Origin of the sequence: Beggiatoa leptomitoformis (assembly GCF_001305575.3) — a bacterium.
Taxonomy (GTDB): Bacteria; Pseudomonadota; Gammaproteobacteria; order Beggiatoales; family Beggiatoaceae; genus Beggiatoa; species Beggiatoa leptomitoformis.
This window is the reverse complement of sequence record NZ_CP012373.2, coordinates 2,264,789-2,281,924: the sequence shown is the minus strand read 5'-3', so window position 1 is coordinate 2,281,924 and position 17,136 is coordinate 2,264,789. Positions and strand designations below refer to the sequence as shown.

The 17,136-nt window shown below is 40.7% G+C and carries 17 protein-coding genes and 1 other RNA gene; 13 read left to right on the top strand and 5 right to left on the bottom strand.

Translation table 11 applies throughout. The features are described from left to right. Window positions 1-88: 88 nt before the first annotated feature. Window positions 89-2,323: an OmpA family protein gene (locus AL038_RS09605; RefSeq protein WP_062152267.1), complete on the top strand. Its 2,235-nt coding sequence runs from the start codon at window positions 89-91 to the stop codon at window positions 2,321-2,323. A 114-nt stretch (window positions 2,324-2,437) separates the two neighbouring features. On the opposite strand, the gene AL038_RS09600 is transcribed toward AL038_RS09605, so the two are convergent. Next, the gene (locus AL038_RS09600) at window positions 2,438-3,229 is read right to left on the bottom strand and encodes an enoyl-ACP reductase FabI (protein WP_062152264.1); all 792 of its coding nucleotides are present in this window, start codon (window positions 3,227-3,229) and stop codon (window positions 2,438-2,440) included. Window positions 3,230-3,492: 263 nt separating this feature from the next. Between AL038_RS09600 and AL038_RS09595 the strand changes: the two genes are divergently transcribed. After that, window positions 3,493-6,909 carry a PAS domain S-box protein gene (locus AL038_RS09595; protein WP_062152262.1) on the top strand — a complete coding sequence of 1,139 codons (3,417 nt, stop codon included), beginning with the start codon at window positions 3,493-3,495 and terminating at the stop codon, window positions 6,907-6,909. 134 nt (window positions 6,910-7,043) lie between these two features. Here the strand turns inward: AL038_RS09595 and AL038_RS09590 are convergent, their stop codons facing one another. From AL038_RS09590 to AL038_RS09575, 4 genes are all read right to left on the bottom strand, one after another. After that, window positions 7,044-7,688, bottom strand: coding sequence for a thiamine diphosphokinase (locus tag AL038_RS09590; RefSeq protein WP_062152261.1), 645 nt, complete (start codon window positions 7,686-7,688; stop codon window positions 7,044-7,046). Next, window positions 7,685-8,971, bottom strand: coding sequence for an O-acetylhomoserine aminocarboxypropyltransferase/cysteine synthase family protein (locus AL038_RS09585; RefSeq protein WP_062152259.1), 1,287 nt, complete (start codon window positions 8,969-8,971; stop codon window positions 7,685-7,687). Before AL038_RS09585 ends, AL038_RS09590 begins: the two co-directional genes overlap by 4 nt. A 563-nt stretch (window positions 8,972-9,534) precedes the next feature. Further along, window positions 9,535-9,834, bottom strand: coding sequence for a hypothetical protein (locus tag AL038_RS09580; protein ID WP_062152257.1), 300 nt, complete (start codon window positions 9,832-9,834; stop codon window positions 9,535-9,537). A 53-nt stretch (window positions 9,835-9,887) separates the two neighbouring features. After that, window positions 9,888-10,241: a helix-turn-helix domain-containing protein gene (locus tag AL038_RS09575; RefSeq protein WP_062152256.1), complete on the bottom strand. Its 354-nt coding sequence runs from the start codon at window positions 10,239-10,241 to the stop codon at window positions 9,888-9,890. A 96-nt stretch (window positions 10,242-10,337) separates the two neighbouring features. Here AL038_RS09575 and AL038_RS09570 point away from each other — a divergent pair, with 96 nt between their 5' ends. From AL038_RS09570 to AL038_RS09525, 11 genes are all read left to right on the top strand, one after another. Next, window positions 10,338-10,541 (top strand): helix-turn-helix domain-containing protein, encoded by a 204-nt coding sequence (locus tag AL038_RS09570; protein WP_062152254.1) that lies wholly within the window; start codon window positions 10,338-10,340, stop codon window positions 10,539-10,541. 14 nt (window positions 10,542-10,555) lie between these two features. After that, window positions 10,556-11,062, top strand: coding sequence for a hypothetical protein (locus AL038_RS09565; protein ID WP_062152253.1), 507 nt, complete (start codon window positions 10,556-10,558; stop codon window positions 11,060-11,062). Window positions 11,063-11,145: 83 nt separating this feature from the next. Next, window positions 11,146-13,167 carry a transposase domain-containing protein gene (locus tag AL038_RS09560; RefSeq protein WP_062152252.1) on the top strand — a complete coding sequence of 674 codons (2,022 nt, stop codon included), beginning with the start codon at window positions 11,146-11,148 and terminating at the stop codon, window positions 13,165-13,167. A 56-nt stretch (window positions 13,168-13,223) separates the two neighbouring features. Next, window positions 13,224-14,165: an AAA family ATPase gene (locus tag AL038_RS09555; protein WP_062152250.1), complete on the top strand. Its 942-nt coding sequence runs from the start codon at window positions 13,224-13,226 to the stop codon at window positions 14,163-14,165. Window positions 14,166-14,306: 141 nt separating this feature from the next. Beyond that, window positions 14,307-14,654: a hypothetical protein gene (locus tag AL038_RS09550; RefSeq protein ID WP_062152248.1), complete on the top strand. Its 348-nt coding sequence runs from the start codon at window positions 14,307-14,309 to the stop codon at window positions 14,652-14,654. 83 nt (window positions 14,655-14,737) lie between these two features. Then, window positions 14,738-15,016, top strand: a complete 279-nt coding sequence (locus AL038_RS09545; RefSeq protein ID WP_062152246.1) for a hypothetical protein — start codon at window positions 14,738-14,740, stop codon at window positions 15,014-15,016. A 190-nt stretch (window positions 15,017-15,206) separates the two neighbouring features. Then, a complete protein-coding gene (locus AL038_RS18800; RefSeq protein WP_272898022.1) occupies window positions 15,207-15,341 on the top strand; it encodes a hypothetical protein in 135 nt (44 codons plus the stop codon). Window positions 15,342-15,433: 92 nt separating this feature from the next. Next, complete coding sequence (locus AL038_RS09540; protein WP_062152244.1) at window positions 15,434-16,066, top strand: DUF3164 family protein; 633 nt, start codon at window positions 15,434-15,436, stop codon at window positions 16,064-16,066. 38 nt (window positions 16,067-16,104) lie between these two features. Further along, window positions 16,105-16,386 (top strand): hypothetical protein, encoded by a 282-nt coding sequence (locus AL038_RS09535; protein WP_062152242.1) that lies wholly within the window; start codon window positions 16,105-16,107, stop codon window positions 16,384-16,386. Window positions 16,387-16,420: 34 nt separating this feature from the next. Continuing rightward, complete coding sequence (locus tag AL038_RS09530; protein WP_062152241.1) at window positions 16,421-16,732, top strand: hypothetical protein; 312 nt, start codon at window positions 16,421-16,423, stop codon at window positions 16,730-16,732. A 137-nt stretch (window positions 16,733-16,869) separates the two neighbouring features. Further along, an RNA gene (locus AL038_RS09525) (hammerhead ribozyme type II) lies at window positions 16,870-16,938 on the top strand. Window positions 16,939-17,136 lie beyond the last annotated feature (198 nt).

Below are 17,136 nucleotides of genomic sequence, written 5' to 3'. Positions count from 1 at the left end.
ACACGCAAAATTTAACTTATATGCCTGTGCAAATACTGCACGGGCATGTAACACGTATCGCTTTAAATTTTAAAAGGATAAAACAACAATGTTTCCCACCTCTCGCTATACCCCCTTACTACTTAGTGTATTGATTCTTAACGCGTGCAGTTCTTCGCCCTCTTACGAAAAACGCTACGACCAAATCAGTGACCCTATACGCAAAGAATATCAAGAGCTTGCAGAACAATTGGGTTATGATGCATATAGCTATGATTTTGTGTTAGAAACCCATAACGGTGTGTTAACCGTTGTTCCGTCAGACAAAGCAGGACAAGCACCTGCTGCGCAACCTAATGCACCCCAACAATTTGTTTTACATGTAAATTATCAAGGCTCTGATTTAGCTGCATTAGACCAAGCCGCCATAGCGAAATTAGACCAAGCCATTACACCTTTACGCAGTCAAAGCAATATTAAAATTCTTGTTATCGGACATGCCAATAATCGCCCCTTAAAATCCAATGCGTTATATAGTGATAATCAAGCCTTAAGCGAAGCACGCGCGAAAGTAGTTGCTGACTATGTACAAAAAGCCTTGAATTTAACCGCTGATGCAGTGACCTATCGCGGCGCAGGTGATACCCAACCAATTGCGAGTAATGCAACCGCAGAAGGAAGGAATTTAAACCGCCGTGTCGAACTCAATATTGATTCCGCAACCCTGCAAGAAACCTCACAAATTTCTACACGCCTCGCGCCTAGCGCACCCCTTCCACCATTAAATTTTGAATACGACTTGTGGTGGGAACGTCTTGCTAAAGAACAACTAAACACCAGTTCTAACCCCGTGCGTTTTAGCGTAGAAGATTTACTCTTACGTGCGACGAAAAATTCAAATCAAATTAAGGTATTTAGTGAATTACCCCTGATTCGCCAAACCTCTATCCAAGAAGCTGAAGGCAAATTCGATACTCATGCGTTTGTTGAAGGCAAATATAATGATTTAGATGAAGCACTTGGCAGTACATTACGCACAGGTAGAACAACAGGGCGGTTTGAAGAGCAAGAATGGAGCGTAGAAGCGGGTGCGCGTAAACCCCTAACAACAGGCGGAGAAATCGAGTTATCTCAAAAAATTGGCACATTGAAAAATAACTCTGATTATTTAATTCCTAACCCCCAAGCCAATGCACGGCTGGCTTTAACCTATCGTCAGCCATTATTAAATGGTGCAGGCATTGAATACAACGAAACCACGATTGAAGTAGCAAAAGTTGACCAATCCATTTCAATGGATGAATTTAGACGACAAGTTCAAGCCCATTTATTAGAAATTGAACGCAGTTACTGGAGTTTATACCTAGAACGTGCTGTCCTTTTACAGAAAAAACGCTTGTTGGCAGAAGCGGAAAGCATTGTTAAAGAATTAAAATCCCGCGATGCACTCCGTAGTCAAGTCATTAACGCTGAAGCAGTTTTAACCGCTCGTCGTGCAGACAGTGTGCGTTATGAACAATCCGTCCGTAATGCCGAAGCAAAATTAGTTTCATTGGTGAATGACCCCACCTTAATCATGAAACAAGACTTTGAATTAATTCCCGTTACACCGCCTGAAAAAGATTTTGCACGGGCGAATATGTCGCAATCTATCAAACTCGCGCTAGACAAACGCCCTGAAATTAATCAAGCATTTAAACAGCTTAGAGCAGGTGTTATGCGTTCATCGATGAGTGAAAACGAAGTTTTGCCCGTGTTAAATCTCGTTTTAGGCACGTACTTAGATGGACTGGCTGAGGGCAAAAATACAGGCAACGCGATAGATGATGAATACAACGAAGGTAAACCCAGTTTTACCGCAGGGTTACTGTTTGATATGCCATTAGGAAACAATGTGGCTAAAGCCCGCGAACAACGCCGCCGTTTAGAAGTTCGCCAATTAGTCAATCAATTACGCACGACAATAGACACCGTTTTCTTAGAAGTTCAAGTCGCAACCCGTGAAGTGGACACTGCGTATCGTGATTTAAGTAGTAAATATCAAGCCATGCTAGCCAGTCATGCAAAGCGTGAAACCTTGCAAGAACGTCGTGATTTACTCAGCAGTGCAGAACAAACCAACTACTTACAAAATCTGTTAGACGCACAACAAGAATTAGCAGGCAGTGAAGAAGGCTTTTTAACAGCTTATATTACCTACAATATTGCACAAGCCAATTTACGTCGTGCCGAAGGGGTTTTATTAGAAGTGAAGAAACTAGAAGCGGTTGAAACAGAAGAAGATACGTATTATGGCGACAAATTGCCAACCTTAAAGATTCAGCCACAAACAGAAAAGCAGTAATTCAATAAAGACGGATAACACCGTTTAACGCGGTGCTATCCGTGCTACTTTTGCAAAAATTTTCCTGTTTTTATAATTCTGATAATCCTGAAAATTCTGATTTAGACAATCTCTTTAAGCCTTCTTATAGCCACCCATACCTATGGTGTTAAATCCACAATCAACATAGGTAACTTCACCTGTAACGCCTGACGCTAAATCGGAACAAAGGAAAGCAGCAACATTGCCAACTTCCTCAATCGTTACGTTACGCCGTAACGGTGCATTTTCCTGCACGTAATCCAACATACTACGAAAATCGGCAATACCCGCTGCGGCTAATGTACGAATAGGCCCTGCGGAAATGGCATTTACCCGTATGCCTTCCTCTCCCAAACTGTACGCTAAATAACGCATGTTTGCTTCTAAACTGGCTTTTGCTAATCCCATCACATTGTAATTAGGCATTGCACGTTCTGCCCCTAAATAACTCAAGGTTAATAAGGCGGCCTTGCGTCCTTGCATCATCTGTCGACCTGCCATTGCTAAGGCAGAAAAGCTATAAGAACTAATATCATGTGCCATGCGAAACCCTTCACGAGAAGCATTGTCTAAATAGCGACCTTTTAATTCTTCCGCAGGGGCAAACGCAACAGAATGAATAATAATATCTAAGCCATCCCATGTTTTGGCGAGATTATCAAATACACTTTGGATTTGTTCATCACTTTGTACATCGCAAGGAAAAATAAGAGAAGAACCACATTCTCCCGCCATTTTTTCTACCCGTTCTTTCAATTTTTCCCCTTGATAAGCAAAAGCCAATTCCGCGCCTTCGCGGTGCATGGCTTGGGCAACGCCCCATGCAATAGAACGGGTACTGGCTAAGCCGACAATTAACGCACGCTTACCTGCTAAAAAACCCATGTTGATGTTCTCCTAAAGATTGTTTTATAAAAATTGGGTAATGCCAAAAAATTAAGGATAATCAATAAATTTAACCATAAAAAAACTTTTTCATTAACAACAAATATGAAACGGAAAAGATTTTTTATCCTTATGTCGTTTAGCACCGTCGAAAATTGTATATTGTAACTGATTTTGTTATGTTGCTTGGGGTCTCACTTCTTCAACTCTTCAACTACTGTGTGTCGGTGCATTTTGTCCACCGATATTGCACGCACCTTGTTATGTCCACAATTCATCCTGCCAAAAATCATCGTCGTATTTTATATATTGGTAAAAACCCAGCACAGGCAAGACTTGTACAATGCCATTTACAACAAGTTGGTTTTAGTGTCACGCATCTGAGTGATGCAAAACAAGGTTTATTGGCTTTGCAAAATGAAAACTATGCGTTGTTAATCTTTGATTATCAATTGCAACCTTTTGATGGTTTGCAATTATTGCGCTTGTTAGGTGAGCAAAATATTGCAATTGCCAGTATTTTGTTGGTAAAAGCAGGCTATGAATCCATCGTTATGGAGGCGATTAAACTGGGTGTTGGGGATTATGTGATGCGCGATAAAAAAGCGCATTATGTAAAATTGTTACCCGTGATTATAGAACGCTTATTTACTGTGCGTAATCAAGCTATTTCGCGGCAATCAGCCGAAAAGTCTTTGCGTGAAGAGCGCGACTTTATAAAAGCGATTTATCAGACAGCGAGCAGTTTATTAGCGGTTATTGATGTTAAGGGACATATTTTAAGTTTTAATCGTGCTTGTGAGCAGTTGACAGCCTATAAATTTGAAGAAGTACAAGGATGTTCTATTTTTGATTTATTTCTACTACCTGAAGATAGTTATTATATTCAACAATTACTAGTCAAACTCACACCGCAACAGTGTCCGTTGCAATATGAAAGTTATTGGGTTGATAAAAAAGGTAAACGCCATTTAATTACTTGGTCAAACAGCGTTATTGTTGATGAACAGAATGTAGTGAAATACATTGTTAGCAATGGTATTGATATTACAGAACAACGGCGTGTAGAAGAAGAATTACGCCATAGCGAGTCTTGTTATCGCACCATTATCGAATCACAATCAGAATTAGTGTGTCGTATCACACCAGATACCTTGTTAATGTTTGTCAATAACGCCTATTGTACGCATTTTGGTAAATCGCGGGCTGAATTATTAAATCGGTCATTTCTCCACTCATTACCGCTAGAAAATCGCCAACATTATTTAGAACTGCACCGCGCCCACGTTAAAGCCCCCTCCGTTATTACTTACGAGCAACCCAATATTTCTCATGATGGCCATATTCATTGGTTTGAATGGACGGACAGTCCAATTTTTGATGAATACGGAAATTTAATAGAATTTCAATCTGTTGGGCGAGATATAACCCTGCGTAAACAGATGGAAGAAAAGCTACGTAATAGTGAAGCCCGTTTAGCGGAAGCCCAACGCATTGCACATGTTGGACATAGAGATTGGGATATTTTAACCAATACTGAAGAATGGTCAGATGAGTTATACCGCATTTTTGGGATTGAACGCGACGCATATCCTGTTATCAACAATGGTATTTTACACGCGCTGATTCATCCCGATGACCGCGAAATTTACTATTTTGCCTTACATGATACGTTAGAACATGGTAAACCGTATCATACAGAATATCGGATTATTCGTTGGTTAGATGGGCAAACCCGTTATTTACATTGTGTAGGAGAATTACTACATGATGCAAGTGGTAAACCGCACCGTATTCTCGGTATTGTTCAAGATATTACTGAACATCAGCAAATAGAACAAGCACTGCGCCAAAGTGAATCCCATTTGCGCACACTTATCAATGCATCCCCCATAGGATTGGCACTTATTACGCTAGCGGGTGATTTTGTTGAGGTAAATCCCTCATACGCACATGCACTTGGTTATGAAGCGGCGGATATTGGCGGAAAAATGAGTTTATGGGAACTCACACCTGAAAAATTTCATCCACTTGAACAGGATAGAATTGCAAGCCTACAAAAAAAACGATATTTTCGTCCCTACGAAAAAGAATTGCGCCATAAAGCGGGTCATCTTGTTCCTGTGCGATTGCATAGTTTATTGATTGAGCGGAATGGAGAAACTTACATTTGGAGCAGTGTTGAAGATATTACTGAACAAAAACGGACTGAAGCGCAGTTACGCGAAGCAAAACATATAGCAGAGGTCGCAAATTCCGCTAAAACAACCTTTTTAGCCAATATGAGCCATGAATTGCGTACCCCATTAAATGCAATCCTTGGCTATGCGCAAATTTTATACCGTGACACCTTGTTAAATCCGCAACAGCGGGAACGCATCGGCATCATGCAACGCGCAGGGGATTATTTACTAACGTTAATTAATGACATTCTCGACATTGCTAAAATAGAAGCCAACCGTTTGGATTTACAACCTGTAGAAATAAATTTAGCGCAGTTTTTAGGTGATTTGGTTAATTTATTCCAAGCACGCGCAGAACAAAAAGGAGTTGATTTTTCTTATAAAAATAATGAGATATTACCAAATACTATTTATGCAGACGCAAAACGATTACGCCAGATTTTAATTAATTTACTCAGTAATGCTGTTAAGTTTACTAATCGGGGCAATATTACTTTTTTTGTTGAATATTTACAGGGAAATCAATTTTGTTTTCATGTAGAAGATACAGGAATAGGCATCGCTACAGAATCATTAGAGAAAATCTTTCTCCCTTTTGAGCAATTGGGTAAACCCCACTATCGTGAACAAGGAACAGGATTAGGATTAGCCATTACAAAAAAATTAGTAGAAACAATGGCAGGGCGAATAACCGTTGATAGTGTTTATAAACAAGGAAGCCATTTTCGCGTTTGGTTAGATTTTCCTGTTGTTACACAACGCTCATTACCCTTTTCCTCAGAAACACCGCACATATGCAGTTATCATTTTCCTGCGCATAGCGCGCACAAAATGCCTTGTAAAATCCTGATTGCTGATGATGTTGCGGATAATCGCTATGTTTTAAGTAATTTACTTAGTCAGTTAGGATTTGAGATTATTGAAGCAGAGGATGGACAAGAAGCTCTTGAACTTACACTAGAACATAAACCCGATGCGATATTAACCGATATTGTCATGCCACGATTAGATGGTTTGGCATTAGCGCGACAAGTCCGTCAACATCCTGAATTATCTAGTACTATTATTTTTGCCATTTCCGCAAGTGTTTTTGAAATTGACCAAGATGCTTGTATTGTCGCAGGATGTCAGGCATTTATTGCCAAACCAATTCCAACCGATGTTTTATTGAGTCATTTGCAACATTATCTAAATTTTGTTTGGATTTATGAGACACCCATGCCCGAGAATTTTTCTGTCTCACCCACCATAAGCCTGCCACCACTACAGCAACCAAGTCCTACGCTCGCAGAATTAGATGTTTTATATGATTTAGCATTACAAGGTGATATGCACGGCATTGTTCAATATGGGCAAAAGTTAATTAAACAAGACAATGTATTACAAGACTTTATCACGACAGTTAGCAGACTTGCCAAACAGTTGCAAGAAAAAGAGTTGTGCGAACTCTTGCAGGATTACATCCAGATAAAACGGCAGAAAGTATCAAGCAAATAAGTAATAAAAAATTATCAAACGGATACCAGTGCTTAAAGCAGTGTTATCCGTTGTTAAAGACCGTCTGAAGCAGACAATAAGGATTAGCCGAATGAACCGTGTTCAAAAGCAAAATAGATTATGATTCGGATAAGTTAAACATTCTCGAAAGGGACAATATTTTCTCGTGCTTTAATCACCACCACTTTACCCTGTTGTAACCGAATACTCGCTTGTGTGCCGATTAAGCGGTTCGACGTGCCTAACCAACCCGTATTAACATGCAGATTATCCACGCTCCATTTTAACCCTGTATAAGTAAGACCCTCAACAGCAGAAATAGGTAAAATTGAAATAATATCATTTGGTTGTCCTGTAATTTCAACATAATCTTGAACCAAATAAATATCATTGTGTTCATCTAATAAAACACAGGGAACTTGTACCTGATCCAAAGAAATGATGTTGCTCAACGTATGGTCTAGGCGTGTCCCTATCGCACCAATAATGCTGAGTTTTACAGGGTTAAATGTTTGTGCGAGGGTAAAAGCCAGTTCTAAATCTGTTTTATTCTGGTCGGGGTCTTCTATGATTTGAGTTGTTCCAGTGAGTTGGGCGCGGGTTATGGGTGTGATGGAGTCTAAATCACCAATTACATAATCAGGCATGATACCCAAACGCAAACAGTTATTTGCCCCGCCATCCGCTGCAATAATTAAATCAACCTGCATAATAAGTGGTTGATACCATTCTGGATAATGAATGCTACCATTTGCAACAATCAGAATATGTGGCTTCATGATTGGGAAATCTGCAATGCTTGGTTTATATCCCACAGAATATCATCAATACTTTCAATTCCAACGGAAATACGCACCATATCAGGTCCTACACCAGCCGACAGTTGTTCGGCTTCGCTGAGTTGGCGATGTGTTGTCGAGGCGGGATGAATAATTAACGTTTTAGCATCGCCAACATTGGCTAAATGGCTTAAAAACTGGACATTTTCTATAAATTTAACTCCCGCAGCTTGTCCGCCTTTAATACCAAAGGTCATGATAGCACTTGCCCCTTTTGGTAGATATTTTTTCGCTAAGGGATAATATTTGTTATCGGCTAAATCGGGATAATTGACCCATGCAATGGCAGGATGTTGTTGTAAAAATTGGGCAACTGCCAGTGCATTTTGACAATGTCTATCCATTCGCACATGTAATGTTTCTAAGCCTTGTAAAAATAAAAAAGCGTTAAAAGGACTAAGCGCGGGGCCCATCGTGCGTAATACTTCTAAACGGGCGCGCATGGTGTAGCTAAAATCGCCAAATGTTTCATAAAAACGCACACCATGATAACCGCTGGAAGGCTCTGTCATCCCTGGAAAATTGCCATTGTCCCAAGGAAATTTACCCGATTCGATAATCACGCCACCAATAGACGTTCCATGTCCACCAATAAATTTGGTTGCCGAATGCAACACAATATCTGCCCCAAAATCAATAGGACGGCAAAGGTAAGGCGTTGCAAAGGTATTGTCGATAATGAGTGGAATCCCTGCCTCATGCGCAATATTTGCAATCGCTTCAATATCTAAAACATTACCCGATGGATTGCCAATGGTTTCTGCATAAATCGCTTTAGTCTTTGGTGTAATCGCTTGTCGAAAATTATCAGGGTTATCAGGATGCACAAATGTTGTGTGAATACCGAATTTACGGAAGTTCACATTAAATAGGGAATACGTGCCACCATATAAAGTACTAGCCGACAATAACTCATCCCCTGCTTCTAGTAGGGTGAGGATTGCCACCATTTCTGCTGCCATCCCTGAAGCAACCGCAACGGCTGCCCGCCCATTTTCTAGGGCTGCCATGCGTTCTTCAAACACAGCAGTTGTGGGGTTCATAATGCGGGTATAGATATTGCCAAAGGTTTGCAGATTAAACAAACTCGCGGCATGGTCTGTGCTGTCAAACACAAACGAAGTGGTTTGATACAAAGGAACAGCCCGCGCGCCTGTTGCCGCATCAGGTATTTGTCCTGCATGTAAACAAAGGGTTTCAATGCCAAATTCTCTATCGGGCATGTTATGAACGTCCTGTAGGGTTATGTGATTATTGTCAGGATTATTTTACAGGTGATAATTGAAGCATTAAGACGCTCAGAAAGGCAAGCGAGCGACGAAGAAGTTTTACACACTGTCATTATTAATGCTTTGTAAAAAAAGAATTTTTATGTATTGGTCATGACGTTATCGTTATGAGTATAACGCAATCATATCAGGAGGATAACCATATAATGAACGCATTTCGTATTGTATTTAGTGTGATATGTAGTCTGTTATTTTTATACACAGCAAACGCAGCGTGTAGGGGGTAAATAGAAATTTAAATATGAGAAAATAGAAAATTAAATTTTTTGGTGGGGAAAATTTTATATTTTACTGTTTGTTATAGGTGAATCAGGGGATTTAAGAGCATTTATGAGGAATTGGAAAAAACACGAATTTAAGCCGTTTTTTTATGTAAAAAACTGTAATTTTTATCATTTTTTTATGTTAGTTTTTGCGCAACAGGTTGCGCAAAGTTGCGCAATAATTTTACAGGTTGCGCAATATTTGGTTGCGCAAAGTTGCGCAACCTTTAGTAGTTAGCCAGCAAATTTTACGATTAAATCGTTCAAGTCTTTTAGCTCGTTATCACGAATATCCCTAAATTTGGCACTACGGGCGTACATCTCGCTAGCAATCTCTAAATAAAGGGTGAGTGCATCGCCTATTTTCTCCACACTTTCTATATTTCCTGCTTGAGCCTCTTTTAGTAAGTTGTGATAAAGCGATTGCGCTGCATTAAATCTATCGGTTATGCCAAAGAAATTTCTATCTGTTTGAATAGAGATAACGACATCTTTTAATTCCTTCGCGGCATAAAGTTTCTTGGCCTTTGTCATAGGTTGAGTCTCGCTATTCCTACCTTCTAAAGTGTTCTAATAGTTGGAACACTTTAACCCATTTTTTTAACCAATTCCATGCCTTTCTCCGTTTCTTGAAGGATTAATTCAAGCGTATCCATCAGTTCTTTTTTCGTCACGTGCTGGGTTTCTGACGGCTGGTTATTTGCGGGCGTTTTTCGGTGAAAATTGTGATCAAGGATATTTCCATCCCCAGTAAGTAGCCAATTCAAATTAATGTCAGGAAAATGAGTCGCTATACCGACAGCTACATCAATAGATACCTTGCTTTTCTCAGATTCTATTTCTGATATATAGCTACGAGATACGTTTGTTATTTCAGAAAATCTTTTTTGATTCAGTTTTTTAGAAAGTCTAATTTCTTTTATTCTGCTACCGATTCCCATAATTCCCTCAATGTTGTCGCTATATTGACATGTGTCGTTATAGCGACTATATTAGCATCATGTGTACCAACAATAGGAACACATCAAGGACAAACCATGAACCTAGAACACATCAAACAGCGTTTAAAAAAAAAACGATACACCCTTCGCTCTTGGGCGATACAGCACAACTTTCATCCGCGAACAGTAGATAACAGTTTGCGCCGCGCAATAAAACGCGGTGGTACGCCACCCCGTGGCTTAGTCGCCCGCAACATTATCAACAGCATAGAAAAAACCATCGGCAAACCACTTTTTTAAATAAAGGAAACATCATGCTAAATCTTCCATCAGTCTCAAAAGAATGCACCATGTCATTCACCTTACCTGCACTAAATGCAGTGACATCAGAATATACCGATTTTCCGTCATTTGATGCACTTCTTAATGCTCAAGGGGGTTACTTCCCCTCTTTTAACATTGGCGATAAAGCCTTATTGCAACTCGCCAATGCCTACGACTTTGCTCAGGCTTGCCGTAACGATAGTCGTCGCGTCAATCGCTATTCCAAAGTAGGCAGAGCAACGCTCAATTTACAAGAAAAGTATCAGTACAACATTCAGCAAGTCAGCGTAAGAAGCTTCATACCTGATGCAAATTTTCTCTATCCATACTGTGGTGCAATCGCCTTTCACTCAGAAGCAACCGATTTTTCAGATATCGACACGGCTGAAAAAGAAACGAATTACATCTTTTTTCCCCCGACAAAGCTGGGATACCGCGTTGCCATGAGAGCGTTTAAAACAGTTGGGTTTTTTACTCCGCCAGTTCCAATATTCTAAATCATGTTTTTACTGCCCCCATGAATTGGGGGTTAAAAAATGATTAATGGTGTAGATAAAACTATTGGTGCGAGTTGTTTATTATGAGTTTTATTTCAATAAGAGAAATAGCCGAAATCACTGATGTTTCTCCACAGTCAATCAGAAAAGCTATTAGTCAAGGCTCTTGGCTAGGCTCACCCCTAGATGTCCGTGAGGTTTCCGTGCAAGGCGGACGCGGTGGGGTGGGTTATGAAATCAATATCGATAGTCTGCCTGAAAAATATAAAGAAATTGTCCTTTCTAAGTTAAATCAATCAGAAAAAAACGCAAAAATTGCTGTTTTACCTCAAAAAAATTCAAAAAAACTGAAAGAAATCGCGCTCGAATTGCAAGAGCCTCAAATTAAATCTTCTAAACCCAGCTATTCCCCAGCGTCTTTATGGGCAACTTGGGAAGTTGCCAAAACCGCAGCGCGGGAAAAAGCAGAATATCGGTTAAAAATCATTAAAGAAATAAATTCGTTAGTGGCTTTAGGCATGGCAAAGGTGGATGCAATTGCACAGGCTGCGCCCGATGTCACTTATGTGAGTGTTTATGGTTGGTACAAGCAAATAAAAGACATTGGAGTTGCTGATTGGTTGCCTGCTTTGTTGCCGAATAATAAAGGGCGGTTGCCTTTAACTGATAGTTATCAGCCTGTGATTTATCAGGCGTTTAAGGATTATTACTTAACGACGGCAAAACGGTCTTTTTCGCATTGTTATCAATTAACGTCGGTAGATGCGGGTCGATACGGTTGGGGTGAAATGCCTTCGTTGTATCTGCTTAAGTCGCGTTTAGAGAATGAACTTGCCCAACAGCTTAAGGATTATGGACGGCAAGGCAAAAAAGCGAAGTCGTTTTTAAACCCAATTCCCCCGCAAGTTCGGGATAAAAGTGGAATGGTTGCGTTGGAATGGATTAATGGGGACGGTTACGACCATGAGTTTTATGTGATTTTCCCCGATGGAAAAGAAGGAAAACCCGTTACTTGGTTCTGGCAGGACGTGTATAGCGGAATGTTATTGAGTTATTACAGTGATGTGAGCGAAAACAGCGATATGTTACGGCTTGCCTTGCGGGAAACGATTAAGCAGTACGGGTTAGGGGTTAATAACAAGCCATTCAATATCACGGTGGATAACACCCGCGCGGCTTCGGCGCGCGTTCTGACAGGTCGGGCAGTATATCGGCATCGGTATAAGTTGCGGGATGACGAGGCTAAGGGCGTGTTTGGACGGTTAGGGACTGAGTATCACCCGACGCTTCCTTTTAGCGGGCAATCTAAACCAATAGAACGCAAATTCGGGATTGGTGGGATTAGTGAGTTGGTGGATAGAGACCCGCTTGTTGAGGATGCCAGGAACGCTGGTAAGGCGATTAGTTGGGAGGCGTTTCAGGCTTTATTAAAAAAAGCCGTCAATGTGATAAATAACCGTGTCTCACGGTCCAAGGTGTGTAACGGGAAGCGGACACCCTTGCAAGTTTTTAATATGTCTATTGAACAAAACATTGTTTTAAAAGCAAGTAATGCGCAGTTGAATATGTTGATGATGTGTGCAGTGGGTGTGCCTGTGAATAAAACGAATGGTTCTGTTGCGTTCTTGGATAACGTGTACTGGGTTGAGGAGTTGGCTCGGTATTGTGGTGAAAGAGTGATGATTGAGTATGACCCGCAAAATTTACATGACGGGGTCAATGTTTATACGCTTGATAATCAGTTTATTGCCCACGCGCCTTGTATCCATGCGGTTGGTTGGGCGGATACAGACGCGGCTAGGGAAACAGCCAAGTTAAAACGTCGTCATCAGAAAGCGATTAAGGAAGCCTTTAAGGCTGAGGTGGCGATTGGTGCAAAAGAGCGGGCTAAACGGAATTTGAAGGCGGAATTAGAGGAAATTCCTGGTGTTGGGTCTGTTGATAAGCGCACTGGGGAGATTGTGGATTATAAGCCTGTTGTGACTAAGGTTGTGGGGGTTGATTTTAAGAAACCCGCTAAACCGCAGGGTATGACTGAGGAACAAGAGGCTATGTATGCGAAGCGAATGGCGGAACAAAGAGCAAAACTGCGGAAAGCCATTTAATTATCAATGATGCCTCTCTGCACTAACAGAGAGGCGATTACAACATAGGTGTCATCATGACGAATGACTTAGAAAATAGTAGCAAACCCGATACGTTAATTCAAGAAGTACGCGAATTGATGAGTGAAATGGGTCTTACCCAAAAGGATTTAGCGAATCGTATCGGCTTAAAGTCTGCATCGGCGGCGGTTAATCAATGGTTGCAAGGAAAATATGCAGGGGATAATGCCAAGATTGCGGACGCAGCTAGCCGTTGGGTAGCTACTTGTAAACGCGAGGCAGATTTGCCGCTTGTTGATGTACCTGCATTTATAGAAACACCGACGGCGGGGAAAATTGCGGATGTTTTAACGGATGCACAAGCCAATGCCGAAATGGTGGTTGTTTATGGTGGTGCGGGTGTTGGTAAAACCAAAGCCGTTGATAATTACAAGAAATCGTCGCCTAACGTTTGGCATATCACGATGTCCCCTTGTGTTAAAACAGCAGGAAATTGCCTTGAGTGGTTATGTTCTGACTTAGGGATTGGGGATATTCGCGGTAAGGGTAAAGCCTTACGTGCCATTATTCAGTTTTTAAAAAATTCTCATGGGCTTTTGGTAATTGATGAAGCCCAACACCTTGAATTAGAAGCATTAGAAATCATTCGCAGTATTTACGACGCGTCGGGTGTTGGGGTTGCGTTGGTTGGTAATGAATCTGTCTATACGAAATTAACGGGCGGTCGTCGTTCGGCTGATTTCGCTCAACTTTATAGCCGTGTTGGTCAACGGTTAAAAATCTCTAAACCTACTAAAGCGGACGTGTTAGCAATCATTGAGCGATGTGGGATTGATAACAAAGAAAGTCGTGGCTTATTGCAGGAAATCGCCAGCAAGAATGGCGGTTTGAGAGGGATGTTTAAAACCTTACGGGTTGCCTATCAATTAACCGAAACGAATGTGCCTACGGTAGATGATTTTCATGCCGCGTGGACGAATTTGTCTATGGAAGTGTAGGAAAAAAAAGAATTTTACCTTCTTATTAAGGGATAAAAAAATGTTGCGTTTTGTATTTGTTCATGTATAATTATTCTTGTTCTCGCTAATGAGAACAAAATATAAAACGACGTTGAATTTACTTAATAAGGAGTTGTAAAAATGGCAATAACAACAATGTTGGGTTTAAAAGGTCTTAAAATTATCCAAGTTAGCAAAGAAGATGTTGCACACGTGGATATGTACGACGTGTTGGATACCCCTTTTTCTGAGTGTTTGTTTTTTGAATTAGGGGCTTTTGCTGGTTCTGAGTTCGTTATCGCTAACATCGGTTATGGTTTCTATTATGCAACTGACTTAGTTGCAAATATCTATAATGAGAAGGGTTATAAACTCATTATTGTTATTCACAACGCGAATGAGGAAGTTTACAGAAAGCTGGTTGCTACTTTACGTTATTTCAAGACGCACCCAGTTACACCGATAACTGATGTAATTATGTGTAGTTAATTAGCACGGTAGTTAATTAAGCGAGTCTTAAAGGCTCGCTTAACTAAGTAGAGTGTTTAGAACGGAATGTAGGAGGGTAAATCATGTTTGCTTATTACGAACCAAATGTAAGACGGTTGTGTGAGCTGTTGAATGAGACCCCAGAAGTCTTGCACGCACGGGGTTATCTTTTTAAGTTTCGCTGTTTTTGGCGGTTGTCGTTGCTTGGTAATGGGATTTTAAAAACCATGAGTTCTATTGCTGACGCAAACTATGATGTTAATCAGTTGATTCGTCGTGGTTATCTCGTAGAAAGAAATGGAAGAATTGAAACGACCCTGTTGGGTCGGGAAGTAATTAATAAGGGGGAATCATGCAAGTAGCAACTGAAGAAGAATGGCTTCTGGCGATACGTCGCGGGAATGGGGAATTGCGTGGTTACAGTGAAGAGGGCTTTTTACGGTTTTATGACAGATTGATTGGGCGGTTTTTAATCCCGTTCACCCTCTGTTTATTCGCCCAAATGAGCGGGAATTACCGCGTTATCTGCAAGCCTGCGAAGGGAATTTGCCGTTGTTACCTGCGCAGGAACGTATCCGTGAGGCGTTAGAAACGCAGGAGGATATTGCGGAGCGTGAATACTTAGAAGCTGTTATACAGCGGTTTTTTGGGGATGGTATCAGTTTTAGCGTTATAGAGGGGGATTGAATTATGTTGCTTCCTGAAACGAGTGACGAAGTGGGTTTCGTGTCATCAATTAAGTAAACCAAGCCCGCGAGGGCTTTAAACAAGGAAAAAATATGAATGTAGTTATCGAACAACCTTCTACAGAAGGTTACAGAAAAAACCACAAAGGGTATTTAGTCCCTGCTGAACTGATTTCCCCACTGGAAATGTTGCGTGACGAAACAGTAATAGGCGTTGTTAATAGATTGAAGGCATTAAGTGATTTTATTGCCAAAGAAAAAGCGATGACTTGGGAAAGCCTTAATGCTTTCCTGGAAGTCTCTGCCCAAGAGTATGGGACAAAGGTTAAGGACGGTAAGGGAAATATTACCTTAATGTCATTTGATGGATTGTGCAAGGTACAAATAGCCGTTAGCGACTTTATTTCTTTTGATGAACAAATTCAATCGGCAAAAGCACTAATCGATGAGTGCTTAGCTGAGTGGACTGCGTCAAGCAACGCGCCTATTAGAGCGATTGTTTCCCAAGTATTTCAAGTGAGCAAAGAAGGGCATGTTGACGGACGACGTATGTTTGATTTATTGCGGATGAGCAAGGAAATCAAAGATGAAAAATGGCAACGCGCCATGCAGGCGTTAAAAAACAGCATTTATACCGTTGGCTCTAAAACATATATCCGCGCCCACACCCGCCCTACTTTAGATGGAAATTGGGAAATAATTAATATTAACTTTAGCGACTTATAAAACATTACCCCTGCCAAGACAAAATTGGAGATAAGTTTATGAATCGGGAAGTAAAAGCAACGCCCATTGCGCATGTAACGGGTTCGCCAGAACAGGTAGCCGAAAAGGCTGTTTTAGAACAATTTGTCCGTTATTTGTTTGATGAGAGGGTTTCAATAGTGGGTATTGCCGCATTTGCGAGATGTTTATTACTAAACGTCGGACGGATTCTTAATGAAATGCCAGCAGGTAATGGCACGGCAACAATTGAAAAGCTGTTGAATGATGTTGTTTTAGAATTGAAAACTAAACCGAATGGTTCAGGTGAAACTTTACATTGAGATGGATGGGGCGCAAGCCCCAATGGAGGTTTAAGTGAAAAAAGGTATTCAATTTAATACGACAGGGTTTACGCCCGCCGATTGGTTACGGGCTGAGGTTCTTTCAAGATTTGTAAAAAGTTACCCTAAATCTGCTCCTAAATCTTGGTTTAAGACTGTGTTTGAAGGAAAAGATATAAATGCTGTTTTTGAGAATTCAGAAAAGTATGTCAACTCGGAATGCGGTCTTCTGGATGTGCGTGACGAATTTAGAAAGTCAGGTGAATCAACAGGTAAGTATCGTGAGAACGCATGGGTACGAGATTATGAAGATGAAGAAGTTGCTGTTCTTTGCTTAGAACAGTAATGGGTAGGCTTTACTTTTTATTCAGGCGGTGGTCGTCATGGATACCCAGATGAAATTGAATGGATAGAAAACAGTTACTTTGTAACTGTAGTAGAAAAAGAAGTTACAGAAATTCAAAGGTTTTTTTATTTTGTATAAAACGAAACAGGGCAGAACATCGCCCTGTCTGCCTAACGTGGTGGCAGGGTACTGATGAGTAGCTAAGAGGAGAAGAAATACCTAAAGCCTGTTTCCCACATACTACTAAGTCTTTCGGAGAAAAATGAAGAATCCCAATGATGATAACCCATACTATCAGCAGTTTATAACCTGCGTGACACCAGAACCACCGTGTTCTGATTCCAAACAGAGAATACATACGCATGTGTATGTAAGATTCAGAGATTTTTTCGACGTTATTTTGC